Source organism: Polynucleobacter sp. es-EL-1 (assembly GCF_018687975.1).
GTDB lineage: Bacteria > Pseudomonadota > Gammaproteobacteria > Burkholderiales > Burkholderiaceae > Polynucleobacter.
Genome location: NZ_CP061310.1, coordinates 68538 through 84649 on the forward strand (window position 1 = coordinate 68538; position 16112 = coordinate 84649).

Consider the following 16112-nt stretch of genomic DNA (forward strand, 5'->3'; position numbering starts at 1 on the left):
TGAATGACGAATTACTTGCTTGCCTTTAAAAGGCGCGCAGCTTCGAGTGCGAAGTAAGTCAGAATGCCATCGGCACCAGCACGCTTAAATGCGAGCAAAGATTCCATCATGACAGCATCATGATCTAGCCAACCATTTTGCGCGGCTGCTTTGAGCATCGCATATTCACCACTGACTTGATATGCATAGGTAGGGTAATTAAACTCTTCTTTCACGCGGCGAACAATATCGAGGTAAGGCATACCAGGCTTGACCATAACCATGTCAGCACCCTCGCTAATATCTAAAGCAACCTCCCGCAAAGCCTCGTCAGTATTGGCGCAATCCATTTGATAGGTTTTTTTATCGGCCTTACCCAAATTTTTTGCTGAACCTACAGCATCGCGAAACGGACCATAAAAAGCTGAGGCGTATTTCGCAGAGTAAGCCATGATGCGGGTATGAATCAGTTTATTTTGTTCGAGTGCTTCACGGATTTTTCCAATCCGACCATCCATCATGTCAGAGGGCGCAACAATATCTACACCAGCTTCTGCCTGCATAACAGCTTGTTGAACGAGGATGGCAGTAGTCTCATCATTCAGAATGCGACCTTGCTCATCTAATACCCCATCTTGTCCATGACTTGTGTAAGGGTCAAGAGCAACATCCGTCATGATGCCCAAATTGGGAAAGCGCTTTTTAAGTTCACGCACTGCATTCGGAATTAATCCATTTGGATTGAAGGCTTCCTTGCCATCGGGCGTTTTTAAGCTAGCATCAATTACCGGAAAGAGCGCCATCACGGGAATGCCCAAATCAACGCACTCCTGGGCAACCGGAAAGAGCAAGTCTAAGGAAACGCGATTGATTCCAGGCATGGAAGAAACTGCTTGAGATTGATTTGAGCCTGCCAGTAAAAAGACGGGATAAATGAGATCATTTGCGCCCACTTGATTTTCTTGTACTAAGCGACGCGACCAATCGTCACGACGCATGCGACGTGGACGATGTGCTGGAAAGTTCAATAAAGCGTTAGCTTGTGATTTCATCTTCTTGAGTCTCTGCTTCAAATAACCATTTAATAACAGTATTGTCGGCCTCTTCTAGGCCAATGCGTTTAGTGCTGGAGAATAATTGTGCCGTAAGTTGCTTAGATTCCCCATTTCCATCGGGAAGGGCTGGGTCATATTGCTGTAACTGCTTGCGCACCGCCTCTAAGGCGTGTTTACACTCACTTTTATTGAGTTTGTCGCATTTACTAAGCAAAACATGAATGGGCTTGCCGGTGGGCACAAACCACTGAATCATTTGCTCATCTAGGTCGGTAATGCCGCGTCTAGAGTCCACAATCAGTACCATGCCGACCAACTGCTGACGTTCTTGCAAGTAATCGCTTAGAAGGGCGTTCCAGTGGTATTTGGTCTCATGATTAACGGCTGCGTATCCATAGCCTGGCAAATCAACTAGATAGGCTAAGAGATCATCTTTGGCAAAAAGACCAAAATAATTGATATGTTGAGTGCGACCAGGGGTTTTACTGGCAAAAGCCAGTCTTTTTTGGTTGCACAGCACGTTAATTGCGCTAGATTTGCCGGCATTTGAGCGCCCAGCAAAGGCCACCTCGCGAAGTGGGGTGGCAGGAAGACAATGGGTGTCATTGACTGTGGTTGAGAAACGGGCTTGAAAGAGTTTAGACATGTCCAGAAGCTATTGTAAAATCACGCAAAATCATGAAATATCTCATGGTGTTGGGTAAAAGGTTGTAAAAGTTGGGCCCAAACACTTTTAGGAATTTTTGCCAAGGTAAACATAATGCGTCAAACCTCTCAAATCTCCAAATTAACAAGCTTAAGCGCTAGTCTAGCTGCTGGCCTTTTTATCGCTATTACTGCCTTTTCTGGCGCTGTTAGCGCTGCCGATGCAGCTTCTGGCGCTGCCCCTGCTGCTGAAGCAGCTAAGCCAGTGGTGCCCGGAAAACCAAAAACCGATCCTGCTGCTGGTGAGGCTCTCTATAACAATGGCGATGCTAGCCGTGGTGTAGTGGCTTGCGTAGGTTGCCATGGCTCTAATGGCCAAAGCGCCTCAGGTGCATGGCCTAAGTTGGCCGGTCAACATGCTGCATATTTAACTAAGCAATTGAAGAATTACAAAGATGGAACCCGTCCAAACGCTGTGATGCAGGGCATGGTTGCCACTTTAACTGAGCAAGACATGAATAATCTTTCTGCTTACTTAGTGAAGCAGACACCTTCTTTAGGAGTTGCTACCAATAAAGACACTATTGAACTTGGTCAAAGCATTTACCGTGGCGGCATTGCAGCAAAAGGCGTACCTGCTTGCGCAGCTTGCCATAGTCCGAATGGCGCAGGTATTCCAGCGCAGTACCCACGTATGGGTGGTCAATGGGCTGAGTACAACACGGCGCAATTGATCGCTTTCCGTGAGGGTGTTCGTAAAAATAGTACTCAAATGACAACCATTGCAACTAAGCTTTCAGATCAAGAAATGAAGGCAGTGTCTGATTACATGGCAGGTTTACGTTAATCAGTCTTCACGCGTCAAAACAAAACCCCGCTAAGTTCAGCGGGGTTTTTTATTTACTAATAGCGCTAACTCGTAATCTCTTTTAGCTTGGCAATACTCTCTCACTTGAAAAGAGATCTTGTACATTTTCTCGGGTGCGAATGACATAGGCCTTATCGCCATCCACCATAATTTCTGCGGGCTTTGGTCTGGTGTTGTAATTGGATGCCATGACAAAACCATAGGCGCCAGCAGACAAAATCGCCAATAGATCCCCTTCTTCAACAGCTAGCTGGCGATCCCTTCCTAACCAATCTCCAGATTCACATACTGGACCAACGACGTCATAAGTAGCTTTTGAAATCTCTTTAGTCTGCGCGGGCACAATTGCGTGATAAGCCTCATAGAGGGCCGGACGCATGAGTTCGGTCATTGCTGCATCAACAATGCAAAAGTTTTTCTCCGCACCAGGCTTGAGATATTCCACTTGGGTCAGCAGCACTCCAGCATTGCCCACTAAAGATCTGCCAGGCTCAAGCACTACATCCAAATGCCCAAAACCACGTTCAGCAACCCGATTTAATAAGGTATTGGTGAACTCGGTAATGTCTGGTGGATTGTCATCGCCATAAGAAATACCAAGGCCTCCACCTAAATCGAGATGATGAATCTCAATGCCCTCTTTTTTCAGTTGTGAAACTAATTCAAGTACCTTGTCTAAGGCATCGAGATAAGGAGCAGTGCTAGTAATTTGTGAGCCAATATGGCAATCAATGCCAACCACATCAATTTGTGGAAGCAGAGCAGCCTCTCTGTAGGTCTTTAAAACTTCGTGATAAGCAATACCAAATTTATTCCCTTTTAATCCTGTAGAGATATAGGGGTGAGTTTGCGCATCGACATCTGGATTGACTCGTAATGAAATGGGTGCACGGCAATGTAGTTTTGTAGCAACGCGGTTAATTTGATGAAGCTCGGCAATTGACTCAACATTGATGCATTTGACTCCAGCTTGCAACGCCTGAGCAATTTCAGTTGCCGATTTTCCGACGCCCGCAAAAACAAGACTTTTTGGGTCAGCACCAATTGCGAGTGCGCGGGAAAGTTCGCCGCCACTCACCAAATCAAAGCCTGCCCCCAGTTTCTTAAAGCAATCAATAACAGCTAAATTGCTATTTGCCTTCATGGCGAAATGCACGCGTGCGCGTCTTTTGCCGCTCGGGTCTACACAGGCCTTGTCATATGCTTGATAGGCGCTAGTGAGCGCTTTTTTGCTGTAAATATATAAAGGGGTTCCAAACTCTTTAGCTAGTTCAGCCAAAGAAACTTCTTCTGCATACCAGCAGCCATTTCGCTCACTAAATCCAGTGAGTTGTGGAAGGGGGATTGCGTTATGTGTCATTGTTTGACTGGCGATGGATTGGTTGTAGCGGGGCTCTGTGGCGGATAAAGTTTGCCCTTAGGCTCCGGCTCGGTTGGTGGCGGGGGTGCTGGTGGTACGTTTGGCAGATAAAGTGGTCCTCTAACCCCACAACCAACGAGGGATATTAAAAGGCCAATACTGATGGTTCTTGCAAGAATCGCTATCATGAATGTCTCTAGAACGAATGATTGAATATAGCATGCAGGACTCCAATATGAAGCCAAACAATTCCACAGTAGACACCATTGATGACAAACAGTTTCATCAACTGGGGGCTCATTTATTGGAGTCTATTGAGGTCGCCTTAGAGGCTGCTGATGATGCGCTAGACCTTGATTTAGATATCGAGCGTCAGGGTGGCAATGTGATCAATATTCGATTTAGGGATCGCAGTGTGATTGTGGTTAATACTCAACCCCCATTGCATGAGATCTGGGTAGCCGCCAAATCTGGTGGCTATCACTATCGTTGGGCTGGCAGCCTTGCCGCCCCCTTATGGCTAGATACCAAAACGGGGCGCGAGCTTCTAAGCGATCTTTCTGCTTTTGCTACTGCTCAGGCAGGTCAAGCTATTAACGTCAGTCTTGTGAAGCGTTAACAAATTAGACTGCGCCAGTTGCTATCAGCGTTTCAATCACCTGAGCATCAGGAACGCTTTGAATGCGTGCTTTACCCATTTTTTCAAGAACAACGTAACGAATTTGGCCGCCCTCTGTCTTTTTGTCTACCTGCATTAATTCCATATAGCGCGCTGAGCCAAACTTTGGAGCTTCGGTTGGCAAATTCATGGATTGAATGATTTGCTTTAAATGGGCTACTTGAGCTTCACTAATATAGCCAAGGCGATGAGAGAGGTCGGCACCCATCACCATGCCACATCCAACGGCTTCACCATGTAACCACTCGCCGTAACCCATGCCAGCTTCAATAGCATGACCAAAGGTGTGGCCAAAATTGAGGGTGGCACGAATCCCACCTTCTTTTTCATCGGCCGAAACTACTGCAGATTTAATTTCACAAGAGCGCAGGACTGCATGAGCCATGGCATCGGTATCGCATGCTAGTAATGCTGGAGCATTCGCTTCAATCCACGCTAGAAATTGTTCGTCCGCAATAGCACCATGTTTAACTACCTCAGCAAGTCCAGCAGAGAGTTCACGCGCTGGCAAGGTTTTGAGGGTGTTTAAATCTGCAATGACTGCGACTGGCTGATGAAACGCACCAATCATGTTTTTTCCCAAAGGGTGATTGATGCCAGTTTTTCCGCCAACAGAAGAGTCCACTTGTGCAAGCAGGGTTGTGGGCACCTGAATAAAACGGATGCCCCGCATAAAACTAGCTGCCGCAAAACCTGTCATGTCACCAATGACTCCGCCACCTAGGGCAACCAACATCGTTTGACGATCAGCACCAAACTTCAAGAGATCATCAAAAATAAGTTGAAGATTTTTCCAATCCTTATATGACTCTCCATCCGGAAGAACAATGGTTTTGACCGGCTTATCAAGCGTTTCTAAAGTCTTCGTTAATCGCTGTGCATACAAAGGGGCAACAGTAGTGTTGGTAACGATATAAATAGACGTTGCTTTTTCACAAGCGCCAAATAAATTGGGCTGATCAATTAAATCAGTTCCAATGTAGATGGGATAGCTACGATCGCCGAGGTCAACTTCTAATGTTTTCATAAATAGATTTAGCTGGAAAGTTCGAGCTGCATGATTAATGTGGTGACAAGTTGATTGACGCTGGGTTTGCCAGTCTCAATCACATGGTCAGCGATTTCGCGATACAGAGGATCCCTGACGGCGTATAAGTTTTCAAGGATTTTTTTAGCATCACCATTTTTTAGTAGAGGCCTACCAACGCCACCCTTAGTACGATGCCAGAGCTCCATCGGATTGGCGTGGAGGTAGATGACATTTCCTCTCTCACGAAGATATTGACGATTTTCTGGTAGGAGAACGGCGCCACCCCCTGTGGCCAAAATAATGTCTTGTTCAGCAGTAATATCTTTAATCGTCTGAGCCTCACGTTTTCGAAAGCCCTCTTCACCTTCCATTTCGAAGATGACAGGAATCTTGACGCCACAACGCTCTTCAATGACATGGTCCGCATCTAAAAAGCGCCGACCTAATTTTTTGGCCAGTAGTTTTCCGACGGTCGACTTTCCGGCGCCCATGAGGCCAATGAGGAAGATATTGTTAGACGAAGAATTCACCCTCTGATTTTATTAGGGTTTGTCGAGCACAGTGGGGGTTAAGAACACTAATAGTTCAGTTTTATCGGCTAATGTGGACTTATGGCGAAATAAATGCCCGAGGATGGGTATATCGCCTAAGAGGGGCACTTTTGCCTCATCTTCTCTTTCTGTGGTTTGAAAAATGCCCCCAATAATGGCGGTACCGCCATTTTCAACCGTGACTTCCGAGCTCAAACTCTTGGTATCAATGGCATAGCCTTGCTCGGTTTTCATGCCAATGGTGTCTTTATTAATGCCCACCAGCATCGATATTTTTCCATCGGGGTGAATTTTAGGTATGACTTCAAGGCGCAAGTTGGCTTTGCGGAACTGCAATTTGCTCCCACTTTGAGAGCTCACTTGATAAGGCAACTCCGTACCCTGTTCAATGGTGGCCTTTACTTGGTCACCAGTCATGATGCGGGGATTGGAGAGAATTTTTCCTTGGCCATCTGCTTCAAGTGCTGAAAGTTCAATTTGTAAAAGCCTAGCCGCATTCTTGGAGATGAGGGTGGCAGCTATGTTTGGAGCTTGAAAGCCACTTAAACCTGAGCCAGCCAAATCAAGCGTGGCACTAGCTTTTTGGTCTGACGTATTGCTGTTGGCCTGATAACCCAGCTTTACCCCAAGCTCCCTAGCAAAACGTTGATCTGCTTCGACAATACGTGCCTCAATGAGTATTTGGCGCGGGCTATTGATGTGGTCGCCACCAAAGGGTAGGGCGGCATCTTCTCTACGAAACTTCTGAAAGCTTTGGATTTCTGCATGGGGCCCAATCCAGTAAATGTCACCATTTCTGACTAGACGCAAACCTCTGCTCGCCAAAATGGAGTGAAGTGCCGTTTGCCATGGGGTATTTTCAAGATCGAGAGATATTGTTCCCTGAATCGAATCACTCAGGAGAAAGTTGGTTTTGCCAATTTTGGCTAAAACCTGCAACAGTTCCGTCAACTCAATTTGGTGAAATTGCAGGCTGATTAACTCATTCTTTAAAGGGGGTGAGAGGTTTGTCTGAGACATTCTCCCCAAGGCTGATGGCATTAAAAGTGCTAGGGAGATGGATGCAATAGATCCTAAAATTGCCTTGAATAATTTGGGCATCATTCAGATTGAGCCGATTTAAAGGCAATGGATTTGCCCAGGGGATGGGCCACCGTAGCCATTTCTTTTTGGGCGTGAACTAAGCGCCAATCCCCCAAAAGCACCCCCTCTTTTGATGCCATCAGAGTGCTTTTGCCAGTATGAAATAAGGCCTGTTCAAGACCATTCATTTTGATAAGACCTAGGTATCGCCAACGTCGAAGATCTGCTTCATACGGGGTGGCAACTGGCAGGTGTTGCTTGAGTGAGATTGCTGGGTTTTTATTATTAGAGTGAACACTTACTTCTATTTCATTCAATGAAGAATATAAGTTATCCAAATCTTGATCTAAAATTTCTTGATGCCTTAATAGCTCTGCATTCAGCTTTAAAAGCTGCTCTTGCAGACCCTTTATTTCTAACCCAATTTCATTTTTATGGGTATCCAAACCTATAAAAAATACACCCAATAAACATAGAAAGATGGCACTTTGAATGATGAGCACAATCGATTTCTGCTGGCTAAAGTTAAGCCAAATCGATTGAAGACCGATCTGCTTAGTCTGGATTTTGGGCTCAGGCAAGGCTCTTTGAGGGGATGAGGGTTTTCGAATTCCATGGGGGTCCGGTATGGCGGGATCATCCCCAAGCTCGCTCAAAATGTCATCAAAGGATTGGTGAGAAATATGACGTGCGGGCATGCCATATTGTTCGCCCTGAGGAGAGTAAAAGCGATCAGCCAAAGCAGAAAAGTGGGTAAGAAAAGCAAAGGTAAAAATCTCGACAACAAGGGTTTTGGAGATTAAAGAGAAATTACCTAAGCACCCTATAATTTGATCCTATGGCTCTACCCCCCAATGACAAGCTGCCACCAAATCGGCGGTTTAACCGACAGTCTGATAGACGCCCAAGTCAGCAACGAGCGGAGCACTCCCCATCAAAAAAAACGGGGGGCAATCCCCTTATAAAAGCCTTGCTTATTATCTGCATGCTTTTTGCAGTGGTGTTCACGCTCCTAATGGGATATGCCTTTTTAATTGCTAAACCCAATTTGCCCAAAATTTCAGCTTTAGTGGACTACAACCCTAAATCACCGTTGCGCATCTACACGGCAGATAAAGTGCTTATAGGTGAGTTTGGGGAAGAGCGTAGGAAGGTGATTCCTTTGTCTGAAATTCCAATGAGCATGCGTAATGCCGTATTGGCGATTGAGGATGACCGTTTTTATTCTCATGGCGGAGTTGATTATGTAGGCATTTTGCGTGCCGCCCTGACCAACTTGCGCGGCAATCTTTCTCAGGGCGCATCGACCATCACGATGCAGGTAGCTAGAAATTTTTTCTTGAGTAATGAGAAAACTTTTAGCCGGAAAATTTATGAGGTCTTACTCTCCTGGGAAATTGAATCTCAATTAAGCAAAGATAAGATTCTTGAGATCTACATGAATCAGATTTTCTTGGGTCAAAGAGCTTATGGTTTTTCAAGTGCAGCCCAGATTTATTTTGGTAAGGATATTAAGGATATTTCTATTGCTGAAGCCGCGATGCTCGCAGGATTGCCTAAAGCTCCTTCGGCTTATAACCCTGTTAGCAATTTCCGACGAGCCAAAATTCGTCAAGAATATATTTTGCAACGGATGCGCGATTTGTCTTACATCACTCCTGAACAATATCAAAATGCCATGGCAGAAGAGTTGCACATTCGTGGCCTAGGGAATGAATTCAGTACACGCGCTGACTTCCCGGCTGAAATGGTTCGTCAACTGCTGTTTACACAATACGGTGAGGCAATTTACTCGCAAGGCATTGATGTCTACACCACTATCTTAAAAGCAGATCAAGATGCTGCATACAGAGCAGTGCGCCGCGGCATTTTTGACTATGACTTACGCCACGCTTATCGTGGGCCAGAAGGCTTCATTGATCTTCCAGAAGATTCAGTTAAGAGACAGCGCGCTATTGATGAGGCTTTGTTAGCTTATCCACAGTTAGATGACTTACAGTCTGGCGTGGTACTCAATGTAAAGCCAAAAGAGATGCAAGTCATGATTGCTACTGGAGATCTCATTACCCTAAAGGGTGAAGGGATGAAATTAGCAAACGCATCACTAACGGATAGTACTCAGCCTAAAAAACGTTTGCGTCCAGGCGCAATCGTCAGACTGTTGTCTGATGGTGGTGTTTGGAAATTAGCGCAATTGCCTCAAGTTGAAGCTGCTTTTGTGTCGATGAATGCTGACACGGGTGCAATTCTCTCTCTGGTGGGGGGATTTGATTTCCGTCGCAATCAATTCAATCATGTGACGCAGGCGCAGCGCCAACCTGGCTCCTCCTTTAAGCCGTTTATATATGCCGCTGCACTTGAAAAAGGCTTTTCTCCAAGCACGATGGTTAATGATGCACCTCTTTCGATAGGCAGCATGGAAACCGGTAGCCAAGCTTGGGAGCCAAAAAACTATGATGGCAAGTACGATGGCTTGATGCGTTTGCGTACAGCATTGGCTAAATCGAAGAACTTAGTTTCTGTTCGAATCATTCGCGCTATTGGACCATCTTATGCTCAGGAATATATTCAGCGTTTTGGATTTGAGGCCGATAAACACCCTCCTTACTTAACCATGGCTTTAGGTGCTGGTTCGGTAACGCCATTGCAGATGGCTTCTGCATATAGCGTCTTTGCAAACGGCGGCTATCGTGTTGATCCCTATTTAATTAACAAGATGGTGGATTCAAAAGGTACGGTTTTGTTTGAGGCTAAGCCAACAGAGGCGGGCGTTGATGCTACGCGTGTGCTTGATGCACGCACCGCTTTTGTGATGGATAGCATGCTTCAAGAGGTTACGAAGAGCGGGACTGCTGCAAGTGCAAGAGCAAAGTTGGGTCGCAACGATATAGCTGGTAAGACAGGAACAACCAACGATTCTCATGATGCTTGGTTCGCTGGTTATAGCCCAAAGGTTGTTGCTATTGCATGGATTGGTTTTGATAAGCCGCAAAGTTTAGGTGATCGGGAAACCGGTGGAGGACTTGCTTTGCCAATGTGGACTACTTACATGGCAACTGCCTTAAAGAATGAACCACAACAAGGGCGCGAAGTGCCCGCAGGAGTTATTCAAGTAGATGGCGATTGGTTTATTCCTGAGTTTGCTAATGATGGTGGGGTTCGCGAACTCCAGTAGTTCACTTCATCATGGCACGGCAAGCGCGCACCATCATTCCCGGCCAGGCAATGCATGTGCTGGTGCGTGGTAATAATCGTGAAACCATTTTTTTAAATGAAGAAGACCGTAGGCAGTATTTAGATTGGTTGCGAGAGGCTGCAAAGCAATTTGGAAGTGCAGTTCATGCTTTTGCCCTGATGCCAAATCATGCGCACCTTTTAATCACTCCACAAGGTGACGACTCCTTGGCAAAAACAATGCAGTCCTTAGGCAGACGTTACGCCCAGTACTTCAATGCACAGCACCAACGCTCTGGCACTATTTGGGAGGGTCGCTTTCGATCTTCTTTAATAGACCCTGAGTATTTTCTGCGTTGTCAGCGTTACATAGAGCTCAATCCAGTCAGGGCTGGATTTGAATCAAGCCCTCAAGATTCAACTTGGACCAGCTTTTCATCTCATATAGGCGGTAATGCAGAGCCTTGGCTTGTAGATCACCAGCATTTCTGGAGTTTGGGCAACACGCCCTTTGAGCGGCAAATGGCCTGGGTAGCTTTTGTAAAAGAGGGAGCTCCCCACTGGGAAGACAGGCAGATTACAGAAGCCTTAATTCGATCTAAGCCTTGGGTTAGTGAGAGTTGTGCCAAAAAGTTGTTTAAAGATCAGACCGAGCAGGCTTTAATCAGGCATCGTGGGCGCCCAAAGAAATTAGTTTCAATAAATTCAATGAGTTAAAAGCAGTTTTTGGGATTTTTGTCAGGGTTAAGCAGGTTCTGCTTTCTGACTCTGTCCCCATTATATAAATAGATTTTTCATTCAGTCTATATTTAATGGGACAGAGTCATTTTATTTCTATTGCATCAGCATGGGTATTCACCTATATTTGATCCTCCAAAAGTACTCAGCCCCAGTGGCATACGGAAATACCATGACTACACAATTTAATACTGATCTTCGTCCAATTGCTCAGGGTTTATATGATCCACAAAATGAGCATGACGCCTGTGGCGTAGGATTCGTTGCGCATATCAAAGGTAAAAAATCTCACGAGATCGTTACTCAGGGATTAAAGATTCTGGAAAACTTAGATCACCGGGGTGCAGTTGGTGCTGACCCATTGATGGGTGACGGTGCCGGCATCTTGATTCAGGTTCCTGATACTTTATATCGCGAAGAAATGGCTAAGCAAGGTGTTGAGTTGCCGCCATTTGGTGAATATGGCGTCGGTATGATTTTCTTGCCAAAAGAGCAAGCTTCAAGACTAGCTTGTGAACAAGAGTTAGAGCGCACAGTTCGTTTAGAAGGTCAGGTAGTTCTCGGTTGGAGAGATGTTCCAATCGATGTCAAATTACCAATGTCACCAACGGTACAAATGACAGAGCCGTTCATTCGCCAAATTTTTATTGGCCGTGGTCGTGACATCATGACGACGGATGCGCTTGAGCGTAAGTTATATGTGATTCGTAAAACTGCGAGTCATGCCATTCAAGATTTGCATTTAAAGCATGGCAAAGAATATTTCGTAGCTTCTATGTCAGCACGCACCATTGTGTACAAAGGTTTGCTCTTAGCAAATCAAGTTGGTGCGTACTATAAGGATTTACAAGATCCACGCACAGTGTCCGCGCTCGCATTGGTGCACCAACGTTTTTCTACAAACACTTTCCCAGCATGGGAATTGGCTCATCCGTATCGCATGATTGCGCACAACGGTGAGATCAATACCGTTAAAGGTAACGTCAACTGGGTGAACGCACGCGAGGGTGCGATTAGCTCACCAGTGTTGGGTGATGACCTCAAAAAATTATGGCCACTTATTTATCCAGGCCAATCTGACACAGCTTGTTTCGATAACTGCTTAGAGTTACTGGTGATGTCTGGTTACCCCTTAGCGCAAGCCATGATGATGATGATTCCTGAAGCTTGGGAACAGCATGCCTTGATGGACGACAACCGTCGCGCATTCTATGAATATCATGCTTCCATGATGGAGCCTTGGGATGGGCCTGCTGCAATGGCCTTTACCGATGGTCGTCAAATCGGCGCAACTTTAGATCGCAATGGTTTGCGTCCAGCACGTTACTACGTTACTGATGATGATTTAGTCATCATGGCTTCAGAGGCGGGCGTATTACCTATTCCAGAGAGCAAGATTGTTCAAAAATGGCGCTTGCAACCAGGCAAGATGTTCATGATTGATATGGAGCAGGGCCGCATTATTGATGACGTTGAGCTCAAAAATGCTGTCTCAAAAGCGAAGCCTTATAAGAGCTGGATTGATGCTGTTCGTGTGAAGTTGGATGAAGTGGATGCCAGCAAGGCCGATATCGTAGATGAAAAAACTACCATTCGACCAGCAGCAAAATTATTGGATCGCCAGCAGGCTTTTGGCTATACCCAAGAAGACATCAAATACCTCATGGCACCAATGGCCATGAATGGTGAAGAGGCTATTGGTTCGATGGGTAACGATAGCCCACTAGCCGTACTCTCTAATAAAAACAAGCCACTTTATAACTACTTCAAGCAATTGTTTGCGCAGGTGACCAATCCACCGATTGACTCTATCCGTGAAAACATGGTGATGTCTTTGGTTTCATTCATTGGACCTAAGCCGAATTTGTTGGATACCAACAACATCAACCCACCAATGCGTTTGGAAGTAAGTCAGCCAATTCTCGATTTTGACGATATGACTAAGATTCGTCACATTGGCCATTACACCAACGGTAAGTTCCGCTCATATGAGTTGGATATTTGTTACCCAGCCTCTTGGGGCAAAGCAGGTATTGAAGCTCGCCTAGCATCTTTGTGTGCAGAAGCAGCAGATGCAGTTCGCTCTGGTTACAACATCTTGATTGTGAGTGATCGTCAGGTTGATGAGCAGCATGTAGCGATTCCTGCACTACTGGCAACTTCAGCGATTCATCAGCATTTAGTGGAAAAAGGGTTGCGTACTAGTGTTGGTCTCGTTGTTGAAACAGGTAGCGCACGTGAGACACATCACTTTGCACTCTTGGCTGGTTATGGTGCGGAGGCGATTCATCCATACCTAGCAATGGAAACTTTGGCTGAAATGGCCAAAGGTTTATCCGGCGATCTGTCAGCAGAAAAAGCTGTGAAAAACTTTGTGAAGGCAGTTGGTAAAGGTTTGCAAAAAGTAATGTCTAAGATGGGTATCTCTACCTATATGTCTTATACCGGTTCACAGATTTTTGAAGCGATTGGTTTAAATAAGGATGTAATCGATCATTATTTCAAAGGCACACCATCTAATGTTGGCGGTATTGGCGTATTTGAAGTGGCTGAAGAAGCTTTACGTATGCACCAATCTGCTTTTGGTAATGATCCAGTATTAACCAATATGTTAGATGCTGGTGGTGAGTACGCTTTCCGTATCCGTGGTGAGGATCATATGTGGACTCCAGATACGATTGCGAAGTTGCAGCACTCCACTCGCGCTGGTATCGATAAGGGCTATCAAACTTATAAAGAGTATGCCAATCTGATTAATGACCAAACCAAGCGTCAGATGACCTTGCGTGGTTTGTTTGAGTTCAAGATTGATCCAGCCAAAGCAATTCCATTGGATGAAGTAGAGCCTGCAAAAGAAATCGTTAAGCGCTTTGCAACGGGCGCGATGTCTTTGGGTTCTATTTCTACCGAAGCTCATGCTACTTTGGCAATTGCCATGAACCGTATTGGTGGCAAGTCTAATACGGGTGAAGGCGGTGAAGATCCAAATCGTTATGTGAATGAACTCAAAGGCATTCCAATTAAGAAGGGTGAAACCTTAGCCAGCATTTTGGGCAATGATGTGGTTGAAGCAAACATCCCTTTGCTCGATGGCGATTCATTGCGCTCCAGAATCAAGCAGGTTGCTTCAGGACGTTTCGGTGTCACCACTGAATACTTGCGCTCAGCAGATCAGATTCAGATCAAGATGGCTCAGGGTGCAAAACCAGGTGAAGGCGGTCAATTACCTGGTGGCAAAGTTTCCGACTACATCGGTAAATTGCGTTTCTCAGTGCCGGGCGTTGGGTTGATTTCTCCTCCTCCACACCATGACATCTACTCCATTGAAGATATTGCCCAGCTGATTCACGATCTCAAGAATGTGAACCCAGTTGCCGACGTATCTGTGAAGTTGGTTTCTGAAGTAGGTGTTGGTACGATTGCAGCTGGTGTTGCAAAAGCGAAAGCAGATCACGTAGTGATCGCTGGTCACGACGGTGGTACTGGCGCATCCCCATTGTCTTCAATCAAGCATGCTGGTTCCCCATGGGAATTGGGTTTGGCTGAAACTCAGCAAACATTGGTACTCAATGGCTTACGTAGCCGCATTCGTGTACAGGCTGACGGCCAAATGAAAACAGGTCGGGATGTCGTGATCGGTGCTTTATTGGGTGCAGATGAGTTTGGTTTTGCAACGGCACCATTGGTTGTTGAGGGTTGCATCATGATGCGTAAGTGTCATTTGAATACCTGCCCAGTAGGTGTTGCAACACAAGACCCTGAGTTGCGGAAAAAGTTCTCTGGCAAACCAGAGCACGTGGTGAACTTCTTCTTCTTTATTGCCGAGGAAGTACGCGAGATCATGGCGCAACTGGGTATTCGTAAGTTTGATGATTTGATTGGTCGCGTTGATTTCTTGGATACCCGCAAAGGTATTGAGAACTGGAAAGTACATGGCTTAGATTTCAGCAAGATTTTTGCTGAGCCAGCAGTAGCCAAAGATACTCCGCGTTACCAAATCTTGACCCAAGATCATGGTTTAGACAGTGCTTTAGATAACGTTCTGATTGAGAAGAGTGAGCCTGCGCTACAACGTGGCGAGAAGGTTTCTTTCATTGTTCCAGTGAAGAACGTCAATCGTACTGTGGGCGCAATGCTTTCTGGTGAGATTGCTCAGCGCTATGGCCATGCCGGCTTGCCAGATGACACCATTCATATTCAATTAAATGGCACTGCTGGTCAAAGTTTTGCAGCTTTCTTGGCGCACGGTATCACTTTAGATTTAGTTGGTGATGGCAACGACTATGTCGGTAAGGGTCTCTCAGGTGGGCGCGTGATTGTGCGTGCTCCCCACGAGTTCCGTGGCGATACTGCGAAGAACATTATCGTGGGTAATACAGTGCTCTATGGTGCGATTGGTGGTGAGGCATTCTTTAATGGTGTAGCCGGCGAGCGTTTTGCAGTTCGTAATTCTGGTGCTACAACAGTGGTTGAAGGTACAGGCGATCATGGTTGTGAATACATGACTGGTGGCACCGTAGTAGTTCTAGGTTCAACCGGCCGAAACTTTGCAGCAGGTATGAGTGGTGGCATTGCATACGTCTATGATGAAGATGGCATGTTTGCTAAGCGCTGTAATACCAGCATGGCTACTTTAGAAAAAGTATTGCCATCTGCTGAGCAGATTGCCAAGATGCCTCAGTCTGAGTGGCATGCCCCTGTTGATGTGAAGGACGGTGGTGAGCGCTTAACCGATGAGCAAATTTTGAAGGGCTTGATTGAACGTCATTTCCGTCATACCGGCTCTGAGCGCGCTAAAGCACTCTTAGCTGATTGGGAAAATGCCCGCGGTCGTTTTGTGAAGGTGCTGCCAACGGAGTACAAGCGTGCATTAGGCGAACTCTGGGAAAAAGCGCAAAACAAAACTGTTGCGGCGTAAGCCACTTCATCAATAAAGACATTAAGAGAAGA

At 45.9% G+C, this 16112-nt stretch carries 13 protein-coding genes; 5 read left to right on the forward strand and 8 right to left on the reverse strand.

Annotated features, from left to right (window positions below):
• Positions 1 to 11 precede the first annotated feature (11 nt).
• Positions 12 to 1031 (reverse strand): porphobilinogen synthase, encoded by a 1020-nt coding sequence (gene hemB / locus FD974_RS00425; protein WP_215364780.1) that lies wholly within the window; start codon positions 1029 to 1031, stop codon positions 12 to 14.
• Positions 1015 to 1680, reverse strand: a complete 666-nt coding sequence (yihA, locus tag FD974_RS00430) for a ribosome biogenesis GTP-binding protein YihA/YsxC (protein WP_215364782.1) — start codon at positions 1678 to 1680, stop codon at positions 1015 to 1017. Before yihA ends, hemB begins: the two co-directional genes overlap by 17 nt.
• 114 nt (positions 1681 to 1794) lie before the next feature.
• Here yihA and FD974_RS00435 point away from each other — a divergent pair, with 114 nt between their 5' ends.
• Positions 1795 to 2526 carry a cytochrome c gene (locus FD974_RS00435; RefSeq protein WP_215364784.1) on the forward strand — a complete coding sequence of 244 codons (732 nt, stop codon included), beginning with the start codon at positions 1795 to 1797 and terminating at the stop codon, positions 2524 to 2526.
• Positions 2527 to 2608: 82 nt separating this feature from the next.
• Here FD974_RS00435 and lysA read toward each other — a convergent pair whose 3' ends face one another.
• Both lysA and FD974_RS09795 read right to left on the reverse strand, forming a co-directional pair.
• The gene (gene lysA, locus FD974_RS00440) at positions 2609 to 3907 is read right to left on the reverse strand and encodes a diaminopimelate decarboxylase (protein WP_215364786.1); all 1299 of its coding nucleotides are present in this window, start codon (positions 3905 to 3907) and stop codon (positions 2609 to 2611) included.
• Positions 3904 to 4095, reverse strand: coding sequence for a lipoprotein (locus tag FD974_RS09795; RefSeq protein ID WP_215364789.1), 192 nt, complete (start codon positions 4093 to 4095; stop codon positions 3904 to 3906). The genes lysA and FD974_RS09795 overlap by 4 nt, the downstream gene beginning before the upstream one ends.
• A gap of 2 nt (positions 4096 to 4097) precedes the next feature.
• On the opposite strand from FD974_RS09795, the gene cyaY reads away from it, so the two are divergent.
• Positions 4098 to 4526 carry an iron donor protein CyaY gene (cyaY, locus tag FD974_RS00450; protein WP_371817116.1) on the forward strand — a complete coding sequence of 143 codons (429 nt, stop codon included), beginning with the start codon at positions 4098 to 4100 and terminating at the stop codon, positions 4524 to 4526.
• A gap of 4 nt (positions 4527 to 4530) precedes the next feature.
• On the opposite strand, the gene aroB is transcribed toward cyaY, so the two are convergent.
• The 4 genes from aroB to FD974_RS00470 form a co-directional block, all read right to left on the reverse strand.
• On the reverse strand, positions 4531 to 5613 hold the full coding sequence (gene aroB / locus FD974_RS00455; RefSeq protein ID WP_215364791.1) for a 3-dehydroquinate synthase: 1083 nt from the start codon (positions 5611 to 5613) through the stop codon (positions 4531 to 4533).
• A gap of 8 nt (positions 5614 to 5621) precedes the next feature.
• A complete protein-coding gene (locus FD974_RS00460; protein WP_215364793.1) occupies positions 5622 to 6146 on the reverse strand; it encodes a shikimate kinase in 525 nt (174 codons plus the stop codon).
• A gap of 12 nt (positions 6147 to 6158) precedes the next feature.
• Positions 6159 to 7187 carry a secretin and TonB N-terminal domain-containing protein gene (locus FD974_RS00465; RefSeq protein WP_251374606.1) on the reverse strand — a complete coding sequence of 343 codons (1029 nt, stop codon included), beginning with the start codon at positions 7185 to 7187 and terminating at the stop codon, positions 6159 to 6161.
• Positions 7188 to 7267: 80 nt separating this feature from the next.
• Positions 7268 to 7990, reverse strand: a complete 723-nt coding sequence (locus tag FD974_RS00470) for a hypothetical protein (RefSeq protein ID WP_215364795.1) — start codon at positions 7988 to 7990, stop codon at positions 7268 to 7270.
• A gap of 98 nt (positions 7991 to 8088) precedes the next feature.
• Here FD974_RS00470 and FD974_RS00475 point away from each other — a divergent pair, with 98 nt between their 5' ends.
• From FD974_RS00475 to FD974_RS00485, 3 genes are all read left to right on the forward strand, one after another.
• Entirely contained in the window at positions 8089 to 10425 is a 2337-nt protein-coding gene (locus tag FD974_RS00475) for a penicillin-binding protein 1A (protein ID WP_215364797.1), read from the forward strand.
• An 11-nt stretch (positions 10426 to 10436) separates the two neighbouring features.
• Positions 10437 to 11141: a transposase gene (locus FD974_RS00480; RefSeq protein ID WP_215364799.1), complete on the forward strand. Its 705-nt coding sequence runs from the start codon at positions 10437 to 10439 to the stop codon at positions 11139 to 11141.
• Positions 11142 to 11334: 193 nt separating this feature from the next.
• Positions 11335 to 16080: a glutamate synthase-related protein gene (locus FD974_RS00485; RefSeq protein ID WP_215364801.1), complete on the forward strand. Its 4746-nt coding sequence runs from the start codon at positions 11335 to 11337 to the stop codon at positions 16078 to 16080.
• The last annotated feature ends 32 nt before the right edge of the window (positions 16081 to 16112 follow it).